This is a genomic window from Synechococcus sp. Nb3U1 (genome assembly GCF_021533835.1).
Classification (GTDB): Bacteria; Cyanobacteriota; Cyanobacteriia; order Thermostichales; family Thermostichaceae; genus Thermostichus.
In genome coordinates this window covers 200,881-220,517 of the sequence record NZ_JAKFYQ010000003.1, presented here as the reverse complement: position 1 = coordinate 220,517, position 19,637 = coordinate 200,881, and the positions used below count along the sequence as shown (strand labels likewise).

Here is a 19,637-nt window from a genome sequence, read left to right as displayed (position 1 = left end):
CCTTCCCTTGTCAGGAGTTGACACAGTGCAACGCAACCCTATCACTAACCCTTAGCACTAATGGCTTCTCAGTAGTATCCCCATAAAGCCAGAAGAGCCATGTAGATCTAAATTGAAGGCAGACAAAAGCTTCACAGGTTTTGTCCTGAATATAATTTGAATATAACAAGTGAAAGGGGCGACGAGGTTAATGAGTCATGAAACTTCAGACCTTTCGGCTGTTCTGACGGAAGGGATCCGCTCTTACCAAGCAGGAGACCTATCAACGGCCAAAGAACGCTTGCAGCAGGTTTTGCGGGTGCAGCCTCACCATGCCGACGTGCTCTGCCTATTGGGCATGATTGCCCGGCAACAAGGGGATCCCTCTCAGGCAGTTAGCTATTTGCAGCGCTCGTTGATCTTTAAGCCCCAAGCACCAGAGACCTACAACAATCTGGGCAATGCCCTGCAGGATCTTGGCCAAATTGATCAAGCCATTCGTCATTATCGGGAAGCGCTGAAGCTGAAGCCCCATTATGCGGATGCCCTCAACAATTTAGGGAGCGCTTATCGGCGTTTATCCGACCTAGATGCGGCCATAGACCACTATCGCCAAGCGCTGAAGCTAAATAGCCGTCATGTAGATGCCCTGAACAACTTGGGGGTTGCCCTGTGGGAACAAGGTCGGCAGAGTGTAGCTATCCAACACTATCAAAAAGCCCTCACCCTCAAGCCGGATCATGCCAATGCCAAAACCAACCTAGAGGAGGTGATCGCCGCCTACCGGGCTGCTCTTGCCCAAGATCCCAATCATGCGGATGCCCACAACAATTTGGCCGTGGCTCTGTTTGCTCAAAACAATCTACAAGAAGCCCTTCACCACTACCAAGAGGCAATTCGCCTGCGGCCTGAGTTTCCGCAAGCCCACCAAAATGCTGGGGTAGTGCTGTGGAGCTTAAACCGTGTTGAAGAAGCCATTACTCACTTGCGACGAGCCATTGCTCTTAAGAGTGACTATGCAGATGCCTACAATGTCCTTGGAGTTGCTTACCACAGCCAAGGCAATCTTTTACCGGCTATTGCTTGTTTTGAACAGGCTTTTGCTCTCGATCCCAACTGTGTTTCCGCCCCTTGGAACCGCTCTTTAGCCTTATTGTCTTCGGGGGATCTCAAGCAAGGCTTTGCGGAATATGAATGGCGCTGGAAGCAAGAAGGGATCCCACCCCGAACTTTTGCTCAACCCCTTTGGGATGGGTCTGATCTGACGGGGAAAACCATCTTGCTCTATGCAGAACAAGGACTGGGAGATACGATACAGTTCATCCGCTATGTACCCCAAGTTGCTGAGATGGGCGGAAGAGTAATCGTGGAATGCCAAGAGGTTTTAGTAGAGCTATTCCAGGGGATCCCAGGCATTGCTCAACTTATCGCTCGGGGCAAACCTCTACCAGAATTTGATGTTCATGCTCCATTCCTGAGTCTTCCCCATCTTTTGGGTACGACCTTAGAAACCATCCCTACCCATACCCCTTATCTGCAAGTTCCTAAAGACAAAACATTAAAGCTAGAGGAGTTGGATCCTTTGCTTGCTGAAGGGGATCCCGTGCTAAAGGTAGGAATCGTATGGGCAGGCAACCCGGATCACAAAGGGGATCGCTTCCGTTCTACAAAGTTAGAACATTTTCAGCCTCTGTTAGGGATCCCTGGAGTGCGTTTTTATAGTTTACAGAAAGGGCCAAAAGAGTCAGAGCTGAAGACATTGCCTGAAGGAGAAGTTTTTGATCTGGCCCCTCACATTCAAGATTTTGCTGATACGGCCTGTCTGATCCAACAGCTAGACTTGATCATTACAGTCGATACTTCTGTTGGGCATCTAGCCGGAGCACTGGGTAAGCCCGTATGGCTTTTGCTTTCCTACAGCCCTGATTGGCGTTGGCTGAGGGAACGAAAAGATAGCCCCTGGTACCCAACCCATCAACTCTACAGGCAGCCTTCTATGGGAGACTGGCAGAGCCTATTCCAGGAACTCAGTCAGTCCTTAACAAATCACGTCGAGCAGAGGGCAATCTTTCAAGGGAGTCAAAACCTTGCCCTGATTGGGCGAAAGCCCAACAGAGAACCTATTATTCATTCCTTTGCTGTAGTGGTTCCGATATTTAACTCCAGCCGACGTGGATGGCCGATCGTGGAGCGCACCCTAAAGAGCATAGAAGCCAGCTTACATTATTTTCGTGAGAACTATTGTTATGCGAGCCAAGTAGACGGCCAAATTATTTTGGTCGACGATGCTTCAACGGATGATACTTATTCCCATTTAGAAAACTGGTCGAAAGGAAAGTCATACGTTGCACTTCTTCGACATTCTGAAAATCGTGGTCAAGCTGCAGCCCGCAACACCGGTGCCAACGCTACGAGTTCTAAGGCCTTATTCTTCTGCGATGATGATGACCTCTATTTCAAAGAGCATATTCTTCAGTGCTGGAAAACACTAAATACACCTCTGACTGTTCAGACAGGACAAGATACCTATTGGCCTTGTCGACCCTATCCAATGATTGTGAAGACTGGGATTCATCTATCTGAACAGCTTCATCTCTACTGGCAAAAAGCCGTAAGCAATACTTGTGTAATCAACTTATGCCTTCGTCGCGAAGCCTTTGATTTTATCGGTGGGTTCCCAGAAGAGATGGCATTTAGGCAATTCACCTATAGTTTGGAAGATCAAGTCTTTGCAAAACTGTTGTCTTCTTTCTTTTTCTTTACGTGGATTGAAAATGAAACTGTAGAGCACATTCGATACCCAGGGAACCACTTTGATCGTCAGCTCCAACGTTTCCAGGCTACACCAGGGCAATATCCTGAGGTTCTGTCTATTGAGCAACAGAACCTAGCGAATGAAATTGAACAGATCTTCCAATCCCGCCTTGAAAATTTACAACAGAAACTTGAAAAGATGAGATCTGCAACCTAGGGAGGCTAAAACCAGTGGGGTAGAGATCGGGCCAGATGGAACGAAGGGAAACTCATATTCTCAAAGCCTTTAGGAGCGACCTATCTATCTTGCTTGTCCAGCATTCTGTCTCGATCCATGAGGCGCTGATGCATAGATCTCAACCCAGCCACTTGTAAAAACTGCTCATCCTGTATACGGGGAGGCACGGTTGTTGAATTCGGCCATCCCTTCAGATCAAAGCAGGGACAAGGCCCGATAGCAGTCGCTGTGGTAGCCGGCAGAGGTATGGGTAAACCGCAACGACTACAGGAACCGATCTCCCAGGCAGGGCTGAGTAACTGCCCCAAAGACTCATGGGTTCCTTCCAGGTGACAATGCCAGGGATCCAGACTCACGCGATGCCAACTGAGGTGAAATTCCTGGCTTAGGGATCCCAAGCTGAGTACGGACTGAGGTTGGATGCGCTCACTGCCGCCAGGAGACTCGCACATCACCGCTTTGCCCAACTGTATCCAGCAGGCCACATAGGCTTTGACTTGGCTTGACGCAGCCATACACAAACCTCGCAACGGCGATGATCCTATGATCCTCCTATGATCTTAGCCAAGCCCAAGCCTGAGTCAGAGCACCCTGACTCAGGGTGAATGGACAAGACCTCCAGATCAGAAGCAAACCCACCTGCAAGTCGTGTAAACCGCAAGAAAAACAGTGGCCTTACTGCCATAACCCTCTTTGGGAGAGGAAAATCTGGGTATAGGCCAACACAAAAGCTCCCTGGATCTCGGCCTTTTCGGCAGGAGATTTGCAATAGGGGTAAAATTAAGTAAACTTTGAGTCGTAAAGCTTTGGACTTCTTGTCAGGATATTTAACAAAACGCTTTATCCGCAGTTTGGGCTGCAATCTGACCTATGGCTCGCATACTCGTCATTGAAGATGACCCTTCTATTCTAGATATCCTGCGCATCAACCTGGAGTTGGCGGGCTACGAAGTGGTGAAGGCTAGCGATGGGGTACGCGGACAGGCGATGGCCTTGCAAGTGCTCCCCGATCTGATCATCCTTGATCTGATGTTGCCCCAAGTGGATGGCCTGACCATTTGTCAGCGCTTGCGCCGGGAAGAACGTACCAGCGAGATCCCGGTGTTGATGCTCACTGCCCTTGGGCAAACCCAAGATAAGATTGAGGGCTTTAATGCTGGCGCAGATGATTACCTGACCAAGCCCTTCGAGGTACAAGAGCTGCTGGTGCGGGTACGGGCTTTGTTACGCCGCTCGGATCGGATCCCGCAGACGGCCAAGCACAGCGAAATCCTCAGCTACGGGCCACTCACCCTGGTGCCAGAGCGCTTCGAGGTGTTGTGGTTCGGCAAAACCATTAAGCTCACCCACTTGGAGTTTGATCTGCTCCATTGCTTGATGCAGCGCCACGGCCAGACGGTTTCTCCCAGCGAGATTTTGCAGGAGGTGTGGGGCTACGAACCGGACGATGACATCGAAACCATTCGCGTCCACATCCGCCACCTGCGTACCAAGCTGGAGCCAGATCCTCGCCATCCGCAATACATCAAAACGGTTTATGGGGCGGGGTACTGCCTGGAACTGCCCAATATTGCCGACCCAGGTCAGCCGGAGCCGGAACTGGTCAAAGAGAGCCTCTAACCGCTGAGGACGCTGCCGACATCAACTGCTAATCTAGGGGATGCCCTGCTGCGGATCACTGGGATAGTTGGTCTTTATGTCTAGTCTAATTCAGTATTTGATGTGCCCACCCGATCATTACGAGGTGGACTATGTGATCAACCCCTGGATGGTGGGGAATGTGCATCGATCCTCGCGGGAACGGGCGGTGCAGCAGTGGCAGGCTTTGTACCAACAACTCTCACAGCGGGCCAAAGTTCAATTGGTGGATCCCGTTCAGGGGTGGCCGGATATGGTCTTTACCGCCAATGCGGGCTTAATTCTCGGATCTACCGTGGTGCTGAGCCGCTTTTATCACCCGGAACGGCAGGGGGAACAACCCTATTTCAAGGCTTGGTTTGAGGGGCAGGGGTACAGGGTCTACGAATTGCCGCCGGCACTGGCTTTTGAGGGGGCGGGCGATGCCTTGTTGGATCGAGCGGGGCGCTGGCTGTGGGCGGGCTATGGCTTCCGCTCCATGCTGGAATCTCACCCATACCTGGCCAAATGGCTGGAAATTGAAGTCCTGTCTCTGCGGCTGGTGGATGAGAGGTTCTATCACCTGGACACCTGCTTTTGCCCGCTTTCGGAAGGATATTTGCTCTACTATCCGGCGGCTTTTGATGCTTACTCCAACCGCTTGATCGAGATGCGGGTGCCCCCCGAAAAACGGATCCCTATCCAAGAGGCGGATGCCATCCACTTTGCTTGTAATGCCGTGGATGTAAATGGCACGATTCTGGTGAATCGAGTCAGCCCAGAGCTGGAGGCCACGCTGCAGGAGCGGGGGTTTTCGGTGGTGCAGACGGAGCTGACGGAATTTTTAAAGGCGGGTGGGGCAGCCAAATGTTTGACGCTGCGCCTCAACGAAGCCGTTGCCCCCCAGACAGATCCGGTTGCTACCGTATTGAGCCGAACCGTAACCCTCCAGGGGCATTTGGTGGATAGCGCTCTGCTCACCAACGCCATCGATTGCATCGTGGAAAATGGCGGCAGCTTCCAGATCCTCAAGTTCCATCTGGGGGAAACCCGGCAAAGCACTTCAACTGTGGAGTTATCGGTTTCTGCTCCTACCGAGGAAATGCTCGATACCATCCTCAGTGCCTTGATCGAGCGGGGAGCTCAGTTGCCGGAGCAAAGTCATCAGAATGCCCGCCTAGAGCAGGTACAGAAAGCTGGGGTGGCTCCGGATGACTTTTATGTCACCACCATCTATCCCACTGAAGTGCGGGTGGCTGGTGAGTGGATTCCGGTGCGACGGCAGCGCATGGATGGGGTGATCGTGGTGAGAGGATCCGAAGCTTACTGCACGCTGATCCGAGATTTGCAGGTGGGGGATGCGGTGGTCTCGGGGGTGGAAGGGATCCGTACCCTGCGCCAAGCTAGCAAAGAACGGGGATCCCAGGAATTTACCTTCATGGGATCCGGGGTATCCAGCGAGCGACGGGTGGAAATCCTGGTGGAACAGATTGCCTGGGAACTGCGCCAAATCAAAGAGCGGGGTGGCAAAACGGTGGTGGTGGCGGGGCCGGTGGTGATTCATACAGGCGGGGGATCCCATTTGGCCAGCCTGATTCGGGAGGGTTATGTGCAGGCGCTCTTGGGCGGCAATGCCATTGCCGTACACGACCTAGAGCAAAACCTGTATGGCACCTCACTAGGGGTGGATCTGGTGCGGGGCAATGCCGTCAAGGGGGGCCACAAGCATCACCTGAAAACCATCAACCTCATCCGCAAGCACGGCAATATCCAGGCAGCAGTGGAAGCAGGGGCAATTACCGGAGGCGTGTTTTATGAGTGCATTCGTGCTCAAGTGCCCTTTTCCCTGGCAGGGTCGATTCGGGATGATGGGCCGCTGCCGGATACGGAGATGGATCTGGTAAAAGCGCAGCAGGACTATGCCCGCCTGATCCAGGGAGCAGATATGGTGCTGATGCTCTCCAGCATGTTGCACTCGATTGGGGCCGGGAATATGACTCCGGCGGGGGTGAAGCTGATCTGTGTAGATATCAACCCGGCGGTGGTAACCAAGCTTGCGGATCGGGGATCTTTGGAATCGGTGGGGATCGTGACGGATGTGGGCTTGTTCTTGAGCTTGCTGGTGCAGCAGTTGAGTCGCTTGGGGCAGGTGTACAAGCGTCCTGAACTGGCTCTGGCCTCTCGGCAGTAGCCTGTAGTAGCCCATTTCCTCGATTCGCGGGGAGAGGATGTCAAGCTCGCTCGATCGGTATCGGTAAGGGATCCGAGAGAGGCCACTTGAGATGCCATCGCCCGCATCAACCTATATGGCATGGATTAGCTTACTGACGGATTTTGGCCTTCGGGATCCCTATGTCGGCATCATGAAAGGGGTGATCTACGCCATTGCCCCCCAGGTTCGGCTGATCGATCTCACCCATGGGATCCCACCCCAGGATGTGGCGGCGGCTCGCTTTGCTCTGATGACGGCCTATCCTTACCTGCCGCAAGGAACCATTCAGTTGGCGGTGGTGGATCCGGGGGTGGGAAGTGCGCGGCGTGGCATTGCCCTGCAAACAGCACAGGGCTATCTGGTTGGCCCCGATAATGGCCTCTTCGGCGGCATTTTGGCTCACTTCCCCGCTCTCAGAGCTATTGAGCTCAACAACTCCTGCTACTGGCGCACCCCTGAGCCCAGCCGCACCTTTCACGGGCGGGATATTTTTGCCCCAGCCGCTGCCCACTTGGCCAACGGGATCCCTTTGTCGGAACTGGGGGATCCCCTCAACCCGGCGGAATTGACGAGGCTGGACTGGCCGGAACCCAAGCTCCTTCCGGGCGGATACCAAGCTGTGATCCAAGCCGTCGATCACTTTGGTAACTGCATTAGCACCTTGCCCGAGCAGCTCTTGAAGGGACGTAGCTGGAGTGTTTGGGCCAAAGGAACCCGGATCCCTGCTGCTCCTACCTTTGCCAGTGGCTCTGTGGGAGAACTGATGGCCGTGGTGGGTAGCTCCGGTTGGCTAGAGATCGCCCAAAATCAAGGCAATGCCAGCCAGACTTTGGGCCTGAATGTAGCAGACGAGATCTGGGTGGAATGGATTTGAGCTAGGTTCTTCACCGGCAGCCCAAACTCTCACGGGTATCCACGCCGGTGACCGGATGGGATCCACTGGCCCGTTCACACAACTGCCGCTGCGCCGCCCGATCCACATAGGCTTCGCTGAAATCCGCCCCTGTGATATCCGCCCCCTGCCAAACCGCACGGGCGGTGATCGTGCCGCTGAGGTTGGCTCCCCGCAGATCGGCTCCTGCCAAATTGGCCAGATCCAGCAAGGCATTGCTCAGATCCACATCCGATAGGTTGGCCTCCGTTAGGTCTGCTTTGGTTAAGGCCACCCCCGACAAATTGGCACCGTGCAGATCCACCCCGTGTAGATTGGCGCTGACAAAACTACTGCCCCGCAAGTCCTGGCCAGAAAAATCCTGCCCTTGCAAATTGGCATTGCTGAGGTTGAGACGAGTTTGGCTCCAAGCCGGGGATCCCCCTAGCCAGAGCAGGAGGGCTAGCAGCAACCCTGCCCATAGCCCTTGCAGCAAGGGAGTCGGTCTTGTGGTGAGGTTCATTCGGAATCCCTGAGTAGCATTCCCCATTCTAAAAGGGGTGCTTTGTCGAGGGTTTATCCCCCATAGGTGACATTGCGCTCTGTGGTGCGGAATTGAATCAGGGTAAGACCCACCACCATCAAAAACAGCACAATCGATTGGGCCGCTGCTTTGCCCAGATTACCCGAAGATACCCCGATCTTGTAAATCTCATAGATCAACACCGACGTGGATCCCGAAGGGCCACCGGCAGTGAGCAGATCAATGGTGCCAAAAATATCAAAGAAAGCATAGGTCATATTGGTGATCACCAAGAAAAAGGTGATCGGAGATAACAAAGGTACGGTAATTGCCAGAAAGCGGCGAAAGGCCCCTGCCCCATCGATGGCAGCTGCTTCTTGTAGATCCTTGGGCAAGTTTTGTAATCCAGCAATGTAAAACAAAATATTGTAGCCCATCTGCTTCCAGATACTGGCAAAAATTACTACCCAAGGAGCTAAATTGGGGTCACTCAGCCAATTTAAGCGCGGGATCCCCACCAACCCCAGCAAATAGTTAGCTACTCCCCCCAAGGGGTTAAACATAATAAAAAAGATGATCCCAGCCACCGCCGGAGAAATGGCGTAGGGCCAGATCAACAGAATGCGATAAATCGCGGCTCCTCGAATGGGCTGATAAGCCAGCGTAGCAATCAAAAGGGATCCCGCCAAACCGAAGATAATAATGGCAGCAGAAATGGCGAAGGTAATACCAATACTGCGCAGATAGGTGGAATCCGTCAGCAGGCCGGTGAAATTATCCACACAGACAAAGCGGGTACGCGGTGCCCCCACAAAGGTGAGAAGCGTGGAGAGGCGGAAGGTATCTAGCCCCGGGTAATACAGAAACAGCACCAAAATGGTGAGGGTGGGCAGCAGAAATAACCAGGCCAGCCACCACTGCTTAAAAATGCCCTTTTGCTGGGGGACTGTGTTCTTCATGCCCAGGTGGCGGTGATATGCCTGTCGTGTCCACCCCAGCAGCGGCCCTAGCGGGATGGCCATCCCCACCAGCACCAACCCCACCCCAAACACCGCATCGATCAGGTTGCGTTCCGGCTCAAAGGTACAAAAATCTAGCGGTGCCATGAAAATCAGGGATCCCAAGCCCCCCGCCAGACCCCCCAAAATAGCCCCTACCATTCCGGAGCGCTGCATGAGCCGAAAACGGGATCCTACCCAAACGGCCCCAATCAACCCCGCCAACAGCGGCACCAGTATTTGGATGAGCCCCAACATGGCTTTCTCCCTTAGTTCTTCTCAAGTCTTTCTCTGATGTGGCCCACAACCTAGGATGACAAAAACCAAGAAAGGGGCAGGCCACCACCCACCCCCATACCTGGATTCAATAACCCAAAAGTAGCCCTCTCAGGTTAGTTGTAGAGGGAGTTGTACTCTGCCAGCAGTTGATTGGCCTGCTGGTTGGCTTGGGCCATGGCTTGGGCCGGATCCCCACCCTGGAGCATCAGATTTTCCATGGTTTGGGTGATCACATCGCGGGTTTGGGGGAAGGATCCCAGTAGGGCACCACGGGTAGCGGTGGTTACGGTGGAGTTGTTGATTTGGTCACTAGCAGTGTAGAAGTTGGGGTTTTCTTCAAACCAGCCTTGAGACTCCAGCAATTCCACCGAGCTTTCCCGAATCGGCAAGTAACCAGTCACCTGGTGCCACTCGGCAGCGTTTTCGGTGTTGTTCAGCCACAGCATGAAGGACAGCGCCCCATCTTCCACCTCCGTAGGGAGATCCTTCACCAGCCAAAGGCTCGCTCCCCCAATCAGGTTGCCTGTCCAGCCGGTTTCGGCGTTGTAGGGCATGCGGGTGGTGACGATATCAATGTTGTTTTCTTTGGCGGCGTTGGTGATGTTGGCGGCGTCAGCACTGCTGGTGATCGCCATGGCGACGGTGCCGGTTTGAATCGCTTGCTCGGTGGCGGCCCAATCCCGTTGCCGACCGCTGTAGACGTAGTAGCCTTTGTCTTCCATGCTCTGCCACCAAGAGGCAATAGCGACAGAAGGCTCAGAATCGAGGAAAAGCTCAGTGGCGCGAGCAGCTCGGCCATTCTCATTGTTGGCGAGGACAGCATTTTGTTGGGCCATCCACTGCTCGTAGAACCAACCATGGTTGGGCCAGGTGATGCAGCCTTGCGGGGCATCCGGAAGAGCCATGATTTTTTCACAGGCAGCTTCCACTTCTTGCCAAGTGGCAGGTGGCGTATCGATGCCAGCTTTTTCCAGAATGCCGGTGTTGGAGTAGAGGATAGGGCTGGAGCTGTTCCAGGGCATGGAGGTGAACTCCCCTTCCAGGGTGTAATAGCTCACCACCGGCTGAATGAAGTCATCGAAATTCACCGGGATCCCGTTCACTTCCGTGCGTTCGCCCAAAGCATCGGCAATGGACTTGAAATAGCCAAAATCGCGCGCCCGTTGAGTGCCCACCTCAAACCATTGCACCACAGAAGGAGCTGCATTCTGTTGGATCGCTAGGTCGGTAGCTTGCTGAATTTCTTCGTAGTTGCCGTAGCCTTCAACCGTAACGTTGTACTGGGGAAACTGTTTGTTAAATTCAGCCGCTTTTTCGCGGGCCCAATCAAGACGATTGTCGGTGAAGGCAATCCAAACTTTTACATCGGCAGGGGACTGAGCAAAGCTGTCGGCAGCCCAGAAAGCAGCCCCAGAGGCGGCCACTAAGCCAGCTGCAACAGCCAAGAAGGTACGGCGGGTATTCATAGAAAAATGCATTCGGGTAAATTAAAGCCAAGTCTGAGGCTACAGCAGCAACATTAAGAGCAGGTTATAACTCTGGAATCCCGTGCCGACGTATTGATTGAACCTTCGGGGTGGAGTCCAAGTCTGATGGAGTAGAAGATGGGGAATTGTTTACGGCCATCCGGGGAGACTCTAAAAAATGAAAAATGCTAACTTCCGTCTATTGCTGGTTGCTGCCCTCTTGATGGTGCTGAGTCTTGCTTCCTCTGCCCGGGCTCAACCCCGTCAGCGCACCCGCATCACCACCACACAACCGGCTGGATCCCTGAATATTAGCGGCGAGCGCACCTCCACAGGCCCCGGCTCCTTCTCCCATTCCGGCAGCTACACCCGCACTGGGTCAAATGGGGGATCCGGCAGTGGTACTTATTCGGGTCAGGGATCGCGGCAATTTATTCCAGGTCAGGGGGTGGAAGGGGAATATGCCGGCCAAATCACCACCGAGCAAGGTCAGAACTGGCACATAAACCATCAGCACACCACCATCCGCACCGACGAGGGTTGGCAACGACAGGGCAACACCACGGTGCAAAATGCGGCAGGGGAAACTGTGGGCAGCAGCTCGGCTATTATCAAAGGTCAACCAGGAGAGGGCTGGCAGCGTACCGGGCAACTCCATAACGCTCGCGGCCAGAGCTTGACCACTGAGTCTAGTGGCACACCAACCGGGCCAGGACAAAGGCGGCTGAAAACCCGTGTGTTCAATGGCGAAGGGGAGCTGCTCGGGGGCTCTGATACGGATGTGCAGTATCAATTCGTGCCGGGGCAAGGCTGGGTGAAAACGGTAGAAGGGAATACTCTGAATGGGCAACCGATCCGCCGCACCACTACAGCTAGCCCCAGTCTGTAAGGGATCCCCGTGCGGACGGCAGAAATGCGCTAGTGGGGCAACCCACTATGCTATTGGATACAGCTTTCCCCAACTTCACAGCGGTTCTTAGGCTGCCCAAAATCTCCGTCAGGCAAGAGATTGGCCCATATGAGCTGTAACAGAAGCTGTAGACCTCACATTAGGCATCCCTCAGCAACCTTTGACATTCCTGGATCACCTCTGCCAGATCCTCACTGCACCAGGGATAGTCCAGAGGGGGCCGCTGGATCACCCACAACGGGATCCCGAGGGTTTTGGCCACCGCTTGTTTGATCCTCAGCCCGCCGGCTTCTCCAGAAGCCTTGCTGATCGCCACTTCGATGGGTAACTGCTGCCAAAGCTGTAATTCTTGCTCAAAACTGAGGGGCAAGCGCATCCCGATCACCCGTTCGACAGGGATCCCAGCTTGAACAGCTCGGGATACCGATTCTGGCAAGACGCGCGCCCACAGTTGGCAGCGATCCCGCCAGGGCAAAAACAGCGGCAAAGCCTTCACCCCCACCAGTAGCAGCACCCGCCGCCCCACCAGCACCGCATCTGTCAGTACCCCCTGCCAGTCCGGCACCACCTGTACCCAGGGATCCAATTCAACAGGTGGGCGTTCGTAGCGCAGGTAGGGGATCCCCAGTTGAGCTGTCACCTGAATGGCCTGTTGCGAGATCTCCTGGGCAAAAGGGTGAGAGGCATCCACCACCACCCGGATCCCGTGTTCTCGAAGAAATTGCCCCAAAGACTGCGGCGAAAATCGGGTGATGATCACCTGACCCGGCAAATCCTGATACAGTTCTCTTGCGCCTGCCGTGGTAGCTGTCACGAGCCAAGGGATCCCTTGTTGGCTGAGGGCTTGGGTCAGGCTGCGGCTTTCGCTCGTACCGCCGAGCACTGCTACCGAAGTCGGGCTACGGAGTAGATGCATGGTGTGTTGCCAAACTTTGACACCCGTAGATACGATCAGGCTAATGGCTGGAGGCAATTGCTCATGATCGAGATGCATGTGGCTGGGATCGCAGTCGATGCCGTCAACCAGAACCCCATTGTCATCCTGCGCGACAGCAGTGAGCGTCGTGCTCTGCCCATTTGGGTGGGTAAAGCTGAAGCTAATGCCATTTTGCAAGCCCTAGATGACCAAAAGCCCCTCCGCCCCATGACCCACGATCTACTGCTCAACTCTTGGGAGACTTGGGGGATTACCCTAGAGCGAGTGGTTATTCACGCCCTGCTGGACAACACGTTTTATGCGGTGCTCACTACTCTAAGCGGCGAGAAAAAACAAGAGATTGATTGCCGTCCCAGCGATGCCATTGCCATTGCCCTGCGGGCTCATGTCCCCATCTGGACGGTCGAAGAGGTGATCGCGGAAGCCTCCATTCCCATGAACCAAGATGCCGACGAAGAGGAACGAGAAGCATTTCGCAAGTTTGTAGAAAATGTCAGCCCCAAGGATTTCATCCGCAGCCAACCCTTCACCGACTACCCCACCGAAGCTGATGGCTGAAGCAAAGGGGATCCCGATTGGGTCAACCAGATCATGCCCGATGTTGCTGAGTTAATCATCTACCCGATCAAGTCCTTAGATGGGGTATCGTTGCCGGAGGTGAGCCTGACGCCATTGGGTGCTCTTGTGGGGGATCGGCGCTATGCCCTAGTGGATGCTCAAGGGAAACGAGTCCACGGCAAACGCCACCCGCAACTCCATCGCTTGCGAGCCCAATTTGATCCGGGGCTGCGGTTGGTACAGTTGTGGGGGAATGGACAGGCGGCGCAGTTTGATCTGCAACAGGAGCGGGATCCTCTGCAAACTTGGCTGAGCAACTGGTTGGGTTTTCCGGTGCAGATTCTAGAGGATCCCATTACGGGTTTTCCGGATGATCCTTACGCCAGTGGACCCACCCTGATCAGCACTCCCACCCTGGAAGCAGTGGCCAACTGGTTCCCCGGACTTGCCTCCGAGGAACTGCGGCAGCGGTTTCGCATGAATATTGAGGTGTCCGAATGTCTGCCCTTTTGGGAAGATCACCTCTTTGCCCAGGCGGATCAGGTGGTGCGCTTTCGCATCGGTGAGGTGGAGCTGTTGGGTATCAACCCCTGTGCCCGCTGTGTGGTGCCCACCCGCGATCCGATCACGGGCGCTTCCTATCTCGGCTTTCAAAAGCACTTCATCACTCAGCGGCAGAAAACCTTGCCCAAGTGGGCTGAACTTAGCCGTTTTGATCACTTTTATCGCCTCGGGCTGAATACCTGGATCCCGAGAACAGAGGCGGGCAAAGGGCTAAAAATTGGGGATCCCGTCGAAATAATCGGCGTTGAACCCCTCAGTGCTTATCCCGAGCTGAGTCGAAGCCCCTAGCAGCCTGGTCTTTCACCCCCCAAGACAGATTCGCCAATTCTGCAGCAGACCGGATCTGAAGTGGACAGTCCACCGCCCCTCCTTGAGCCAATCCCCCCAACTCCCATAGCGCCAGGGATCCGAGCAACACCCCCACCACCCCCAATCCTTGACAGACCCTAACCATACCCCTGACACTCCAAAATATGGATGGGTAAAAGTGCCGCTGTCTGGGCAGGAATCTTTCCCCTTCTGTACAGGCTATGCCCCATCCCGCGAACCGCCAGTGATGGACATCACCACATCATTTGGGATCCCGCCGAATTGGATAAAGAGGCCAGCCAAAAAGGAGATCGGGCGGAGATATTCAGGGTTTCGTGACAGGGTTTTATGACAGCACCTCCCGCCCGGCTCTGCGGCAATTTCCGCCTACAATCAAGCTAGAGTAGCCCTTCTTAGCCCCAAGCAAGCCATGCAAACCCTGGATCGGCCCATCGCCTCTGCTCAGCAGCCTTACCCAGAACCTGTTTACCCCCGTCGCCCGACTCGAACTGTGGCGGTAGCCGATGTGTTGATTGGCAGTCAGCACCCAGTGGTGGTGCAATCCATGATCAACGAAGATACCCTCGACATCGAAGCGGCTGTAGCCGGGATCCGCCGTCTGCACGAAGCCGGATCCGAAATTGTGCGGGTGACCACCCCAAGCATGGCTCACGCCAAAGCGATGGAAACGATTCGGGACAAGTTGCGCCAAACCTACAAGCCGGTGCCCTTGGTGGCGGATGTCCATCACAATGGCGTCAAAATTGCGCTGGAAGTCTCCAAATACGTCGATAAGGTGCGCATCAATCCGGGCCTGTTTGTCTTTGAAAAACCTCAGCCCGGTCGCACCGAATACACCCAAGCTGAATTTGAGGCCATCCGCAACAAGATCCGCGAAACCTTCACCCCCTTGGTGCAAACCCTTAAAGATCAGAACAAAGCGATGCGCATCGGGGTCAACCACGGATCCCTGGCGGAGCGCATGCTGTTCACCTACGGAGATACACCCGAGGGCATGGTGGAATCGGCCCTAGAATTTGCCCAGCTCTGCGCAGAACAAGACTTTCACAATTTGGTTCTCTCTTTTAAGGCTTCTCGTCCGCAGGTGATGCTGGCGGCCTATCGTCTAGCGGCCCAGCGTTTTGACTCTCTCGGCTTGAACTATCCCTTCCACCTGGGGGTGACCGAGGCGGGCGATGGGGAGTATGGCCGGATCAAGTCGGCGGTGGGGATCGGCACCCTCTTGGCCGAAGGGATTGGCGATACCATTCGCGTTTCTCTGACAGAAGCGCCGGAAAAAGAGATTCCAGTTGCCTACAGCATTTTGCAGGCCCTGAACCTGCGCAAAACGATGGTGGAGTATGTGGCTTGCCCTTCCTGTGGTCGGACGCTGTTCAACCTAGAGGAGGTGCTGCACAAGGTTCGCGCCGCCACCCAGCATCTGGTGGGTCTGGATATTGCGGTGATGGGCTGCATCGTCAATGGCCCCGGAGAAATGGCCGATGCCGACTATGGCTACGTTGGCAAAAATCCTGGCTTCATCTCCCTCTACCGCGGCAAAGAAGAGGTGAAAAAGGTACCGGAGGCGGATGGGGTGAAAGAGCTGATCGAGCTGATCAAAGCCGATGGCCGTTGGGTGGATCCGCTTAACGAAAAAGGTTGATCACAAGCTGATTTTCAGGCCTATTGCCGCCTTCAGCAGGGCTTCCGTATTGCCAAAGGCTAATCCTGGGCTCGTTCCAACAAGGTTTGTAACTGCTCTAGAGCTGACTGGGCTGACTGGGCCTGCTGATAGAGAGACTGCACTACCTCAGAGCTTGCCTGGGCCGACTGCAGCGTTGATTGGCTCTTGCGTTGAATGCGCTCTGCCAGGCTGCGAATGCGGTTGCTGGCTTCGGTGGTACGCCCCGCCAATTTGCGAATTTCCTGCGCAATGGCCCCAAACCCGCCGACACTGCTGCTGCTGCGATTGGCCTCTACAGCGGCATTAAAGGAGAGTAGGCGAATATACCCGGCCACTTCTACGATCAAATCGACGATGGTGCCAATCTCTCTCAGCTCGCGGGACAATTCCTGACTGCTGGCGGTGATCTCTCCCGTGAGACTGCGGACGGCTTCTACTCCCTCGAAGGTAGCGGCAAAGGTGGATTGGCCTTTTTCGGAGAGCACCGCGCTAATTTCAAGAATGCGGGCATTGAGGCGGGCCAACTCTTCCGAACGTTCCTGGGCTTGGCGACGTTCTACCTCTAGGGCCAGATTTTGGCTGAGGATCTCGGCTTTTTGCCGCTCCAGATCCTGGGCATATTGCAGGCTACGATTTTTTTCCTGTTCGAGGGCCACCAACACCAACTGCATTTCCTGCTGCTGTTCCCGCAGTTTCTGCTGGGTGGCCAGATGCACTTGGGCTTGTGCGACCAACAACACAGGCACATCCAAGAGGCGGTATTCATGGGATCCCAGTTGCACCACCACCGGGTCGTAGATGGTTTCTTCCGGCCTTTGGAAAGCCCGGCTGGCCGCCTCGATCACATCGCTATCTCCAGGCAGCAGCAAAAACCCCCGCTGATGAAACTCCACCATGGAGCTGATGGGTCGCTTCAGAAAGACATCCAGCCCGTAGGGTTTGCTGAGCATCCACTCCAAAATGGCGCGGCGAGTCAACATCCCCTGCACCCGCGACAGACTATCCACCACGATCACCCCCGAAAGGCTGCTGTCGTCCTCTAGGCGACGGACGATGTTTTCACAGGGGGTAGACTCGCTGACCTGAAAATCGATCAAACTCAGATCGCGCAGCTTGGCATTGACAGACAGAGTCGGGGGATTGATCAGGGCAGCCATTGCAGGGATCCTCTGCATCCATTGGATATATAATGTGTAGGGCAACACATTTATTGGTCAGTCCAGTACGGATGAGCCAACACCTTCAGTTTGCCTTGCCTTGGAGCTATCTGGCTACGACATTTGGCGGAAAACCAGCTTCAGGGGTTCTTCTTCAAGGCTCGGAAAACAAAACGCTGGAATTCTCAGCTGTGCTCTTGATAGCGATGGTAGATCTCCAGAATTTCGCTGCGGCCTCGGTCAAAAGCCGCCACCACTTGTGGATCAAAATGGCTGCCCGTACTTTCTTCCACCAACTGAAAAATATCCACTAAGTCCCAGGCTTCTTTGTAGGGGCGACGGCTAGCCAAGGCATCGAATACATCTGCCAAGGCAACAATCCGCCCTTCCAGGGGAATGTCTTCTCCCTTCAGCCCACGCGGATAGCCGCTGCCATCGAACTTCTCGTGGTGGGTGAGAGCGATAATGGCGCTTTTTTTCATCAGTTCCGAATCGGATTTGCTGAGAATTTCGTAGCCAATTTCCGGATGTCGGTTCATGATCAGCCGTTCTTCCGGGGTAAAGCGACCTGGCTTGAGCAAAATGGCATCCGGGATCCCGATTTTGCCGACATCGTGCATGGGGCTGGCATAGAAAATCAGCTCTTGCTCACGGCTAGAAAGACCCAAATGTTTGGCGATGATGCGGGAGTAGTTGCTCATCCGCTTCAGGTGAAAAGAGGTATCTTGATCCCGGTATTCCGCCGCTAGAGATAAGCAGAAGATCGTCTCAAAATGGGCGGATTTCAGTTCTTCGCGCAATTGTACGTTTTGATAGGCCACCGCCGCCTGTGAAGCCAGAGATTCCGCTACACTGGCCTCTAGGCCAGAAAAGGGCTGGCTCCACTCCGCCACTTGGCCGGGCTCCAAAGGGTTGGGGTGATTGGGTTTGAGGCGGTTCAACAGCTGCAAAGCCCCGATCACCTGCCCTGAGGGATCCCGCATCGGCACAGTGAGCAGAGAGCGGGTGCGATATCCGGTTTGTTGATCCACCTGGCGGTTAAAAGCGTAGGGCAAGTGGGGGGGCAACTCGTAAACATCGGGCAAATTCAGACTTTCCCCCGTCAGCACCACATAGCCAGCAATGCTGGAAGGGCTCAAAGGCATCCGCAGATCCCGCAGATCTTCATTGCGGCTGACCACAAAAAAGCGCAGTTCTTCTCCCTCGCGGATGAAAAGGCTACCGCCATCACAACGGGTCAGTTCTTTGGCCTGTTGCACGATTAGCTCCAGCAGCCGCCCCAAATCCGTTTCGGAAGAGAGGGCAATGCCCACTTGGATCAGGCGATGGCTCATGTGCAGCGCATTCCCGCCGCTGGCTCCTAGTGGCTCCGCCTCGGTTCCGCTGGGGTGAATACTCGGATTGGTGTGCAGGCTGTGCATGACTAGTTCTCTGGTCAGAATCGGTTCACAATAGAACGGCAGTGGAGTCAATGGCGCCGATGCAGGGAGCCTCACTGTGGCCCTACCCAGCTTAGTTAGGTTTCTGAACCGTGCGAAGCAACAAAAATAACACTGATGCCTCACTTTAGCCCGAGGACGGGAGGAAATCTGTGACCCAGGTCAATCCCACTTCTACAGAGTCGGTTGCCCCACAACTCATCGTTGGCTTGGGCAACCCTGGTGCTCAATACGCGGACACGCGCCACAACTGCGGCTTTATGGTGGTGGATCGGCTGGCACAACGCTGGGGGATCCCCTTAGCTACGGAAAAACGATTTCAAGGGATCTATGGCGAAGGGTTTGCCTTAGGGGGAAAGCGACGCCTACTCAAACCCGAAACCTATATGAATCGTTCCGGCCAATCGGTCAGAGCAGTCTTGGATTGGTACAAATTGGATCCCGACTCGGTGCTGATTCTGTATGACGATATGGATCTGCCTTTGGGGCGCTTGCGCTTGCGGGGATCCGGTTCTGCCGGGGGGCACAACGGCATGAAGTCGCTAATTCAGCACCTGGGGGGTGAATCCTTCCCGCGGCTGCGCCTGGGAGTTGGTAAACCTAAGGGCTCGAAAGATGTGGTCGGGCATGTGTTAGGAGGGTTTAGCCCGCAGGAGAAGGAGGTATTGGAGCAGGTGTTGAATACGGCTGTCGAAGCTGTAGAGTGCTGCCTACGAGAGGGGTTACCTATAGCGATGAACCGTTTTAATCCTATGGATCTCGCGGTAGCGCTTTCTCAAGCGGAGATGCCCTTAGAATAGATGGGGGCTCATCTGATTTGCAGCGGATCCCATCTCTGGGGTGAGGCCTTGGGAACCTCCAATCTGGCCAGAAAAAAAGCGTCGTAAGCCACAACGAATGATACGGAGAGGGTGGGATTCGAACCCACGGTGGCGTGAACCACGACAGTTTTCAAGACTGCTTCCTTAAACCGCTCGGACACCTCTCCAAGGCTGTTAGGGACAGACCGCGTATGGAGTTTTCTGCAACCATCAGGTATTCAGCTTTCCATCGTATGCTGAGATGCCCACCCTATGCCAGAGCCCATCCGACTGGTAGCACGGAGTCTTCAGAAGCAAGGACACCACCAGCCCCCACTAGAC

At 54.6% G+C, this 19,637-nt stretch carries 17 protein-coding genes and 1 tRNA gene; 9 read left to right on the top strand and 9 right to left on the bottom strand.

Annotated features, from left to right (window positions below; genetic code table 11):
• The first annotated feature begins 190 nt into the window (after nucleotides 1-190).
• Complete coding sequence (locus tag L1047_RS15405; RefSeq protein ID WP_443081734.1) at nucleotides 191-2,950, top strand: tetratricopeptide repeat protein; 2,760 nt, start codon at nucleotides 191-193, stop codon at nucleotides 2,948-2,950.
• An 80-nt stretch (nucleotides 2,951-3,030) separates the two neighbouring features.
• Here L1047_RS15405 and L1047_RS15400 read toward each other — a convergent pair whose 3' ends face one another.
• Entirely contained in the window at nucleotides 3,031-3,486 is a 456-nt protein-coding gene (locus L1047_RS15400; protein ID WP_235279883.1) for a hypothetical protein, read from the bottom strand.
• A gap of 355 nt (nucleotides 3,487-3,841) precedes the next feature.
• Here L1047_RS15400 and L1047_RS15395 point away from each other — a divergent pair, with 355 nt between their 5' ends.
• From L1047_RS15395 to L1047_RS15385, 3 genes are all read left to right on the top strand, one after another.
• Nucleotides 3,842-4,591 (top strand): response regulator transcription factor, encoded by a 750-nt coding sequence (locus L1047_RS15395; RefSeq protein ID WP_235279882.1) that lies wholly within the window; start codon nucleotides 3,842-3,844, stop codon nucleotides 4,589-4,591.
• Nucleotides 4,592-4,667: 76 nt separating this feature from the next.
• Nucleotides 4,668-6,779, top strand: coding sequence for a bifunctional arginine dihydrolase/ornithine cyclodeaminase (argZ, locus tag L1047_RS15390; protein ID WP_235279881.1), 2,112 nt, complete (start codon nucleotides 4,668-4,670; stop codon nucleotides 6,777-6,779).
• A gap of 115 nt (nucleotides 6,780-6,894) precedes the next feature.
• Entirely contained in the window at nucleotides 6,895-7,674 is a 780-nt protein-coding gene (locus L1047_RS15385; RefSeq protein ID WP_235279880.1) for an SAM hydrolase/SAM-dependent halogenase family protein, read from the top strand.
• A 10-nt stretch (nucleotides 7,675-7,684) separates the two neighbouring features.
• On the opposite strand, the gene L1047_RS15380 is transcribed toward L1047_RS15385, so the two are convergent.
• The 3 genes from L1047_RS15380 to L1047_RS15370 all read right to left on the bottom strand — a co-directional run bounded on the left by L1047_RS15380 (nucleotide 7,685) and on the right by L1047_RS15370 (nucleotide 10,937).
• On the bottom strand, nucleotides 7,685-8,194 hold the full coding sequence (locus tag L1047_RS15380) for a pentapeptide repeat-containing protein (RefSeq protein WP_235279879.1): 510 nt from the start codon (nucleotides 8,192-8,194) through the stop codon (nucleotides 7,685-7,687).
• Nucleotides 8,195-8,247: 53 nt separating this feature from the next.
• Nucleotides 8,248-9,450 carry a carbohydrate ABC transporter permease gene (locus L1047_RS15375; RefSeq protein WP_235279878.1) on the bottom strand — a complete coding sequence of 401 codons (1,203 nt, stop codon included), beginning with the start codon at nucleotides 9,448-9,450 and terminating at the stop codon, nucleotides 8,248-8,250.
• Nucleotides 9,451-9,584: 134 nt separating this feature from the next.
• Nucleotides 9,585-10,937 carry an extracellular solute-binding protein gene (locus L1047_RS15370; protein ID WP_235279877.1) on the bottom strand — a complete coding sequence of 451 codons (1,353 nt, stop codon included), beginning with the start codon at nucleotides 10,935-10,937 and terminating at the stop codon, nucleotides 9,585-9,587.
• Between the two features lie 178 nt (nucleotides 10,938-11,115).
• Between L1047_RS15370 and L1047_RS15365 the strand changes: the two genes are divergently transcribed.
• Entirely contained in the window at nucleotides 11,116-11,826 is a 711-nt protein-coding gene (locus L1047_RS15365) for a hypothetical protein (RefSeq protein ID WP_235279876.1), read from the top strand.
• Nucleotides 11,827-11,986: 160 nt separating this feature from the next.
• Here the strand turns inward: L1047_RS15365 and L1047_RS15360 are convergent, their stop codons facing one another.
• Nucleotides 11,987-12,841: a cobalt-precorrin-6A reductase gene (locus tag L1047_RS15360; RefSeq protein ID WP_235279875.1), complete on the bottom strand. Its 855-nt coding sequence runs from the start codon at nucleotides 12,839-12,841 to the stop codon at nucleotides 11,987-11,989.
• Between L1047_RS15360 and L1047_RS15355 the strand changes: the two genes are divergently transcribed.
• Nucleotides 12,827-13,342, top strand: a complete 516-nt coding sequence (locus L1047_RS15355) for a bifunctional nuclease family protein (RefSeq protein ID WP_235279874.1) — start codon at nucleotides 12,827-12,829, stop codon at nucleotides 13,340-13,342. The two genes, L1047_RS15360 and L1047_RS15355, sit on opposite strands and share 15 nt — an antisense overlap.
• Nucleotides 13,343-13,375: 33 nt before the next feature.
• Nucleotides 13,376-14,194, top strand: coding sequence for an MOSC domain-containing protein (locus tag L1047_RS15350; protein ID WP_235279873.1), 819 nt, complete (start codon nucleotides 13,376-13,378; stop codon nucleotides 14,192-14,194).
• Here the strand turns inward: L1047_RS15350 and L1047_RS15345 are convergent.
• Nucleotides 14,160-14,360 (bottom strand): hypothetical protein, encoded by a 201-nt coding sequence (locus L1047_RS15345; RefSeq protein WP_235279872.1) that lies wholly within the window; start codon nucleotides 14,358-14,360, stop codon nucleotides 14,160-14,162. The genes L1047_RS15350 and L1047_RS15345 overlap by 35 nt on opposite strands.
• 285 nt (nucleotides 14,361-14,645) lie before the next feature.
• Here L1047_RS15345 and ispG point away from each other — a divergent pair, with 285 nt between their 5' ends.
• Nucleotides 14,646-15,878 (top strand): (E)-4-hydroxy-3-methylbut-2-enyl-diphosphate synthase, encoded by a 1,233-nt coding sequence (ispG, locus tag L1047_RS15340; protein WP_235279871.1) that lies wholly within the window; start codon nucleotides 14,646-14,648, stop codon nucleotides 15,876-15,878.
• Between the two features lie 59 nt (nucleotides 15,879-15,937).
• On the opposite strand, the gene L1047_RS15335 is transcribed toward ispG, so the two are convergent.
• Nucleotides 15,938-17,056: a methyl-accepting chemotaxis protein gene (locus tag L1047_RS15335; RefSeq protein WP_235279870.1), complete on the bottom strand. Its 1,119-nt coding sequence runs from the start codon at nucleotides 17,054-17,056 to the stop codon at nucleotides 15,938-15,940.
• A 185-nt stretch (nucleotides 17,057-17,241) separates the two neighbouring features.
• Nucleotides 17,242-18,477, bottom strand: coding sequence for an HD domain-containing phosphohydrolase (locus tag L1047_RS15330; RefSeq protein ID WP_235279869.1), 1,236 nt, complete (start codon nucleotides 18,475-18,477; stop codon nucleotides 17,242-17,244).
• Nucleotides 18,478-18,647: 170 nt separating this feature from the next.
• Here L1047_RS15330 and pth point away from each other — a divergent pair, with 170 nt between their 5' ends.
• Entirely contained in the window at nucleotides 18,648-19,295 is a 648-nt protein-coding gene (pth, locus tag L1047_RS15325) for an aminoacyl-tRNA hydrolase (RefSeq protein WP_235279868.1), read from the top strand.
• Nucleotides 19,296-19,398: 103 nt separating this feature from the next.
• Here the strand turns inward: pth and L1047_RS15320 are convergent.
• Nucleotides 19,399-19,483 (bottom strand) — tRNA-Ser (locus L1047_RS15320).
• Nucleotides 19,484-19,637: the final 154 nt, after the last annotated feature.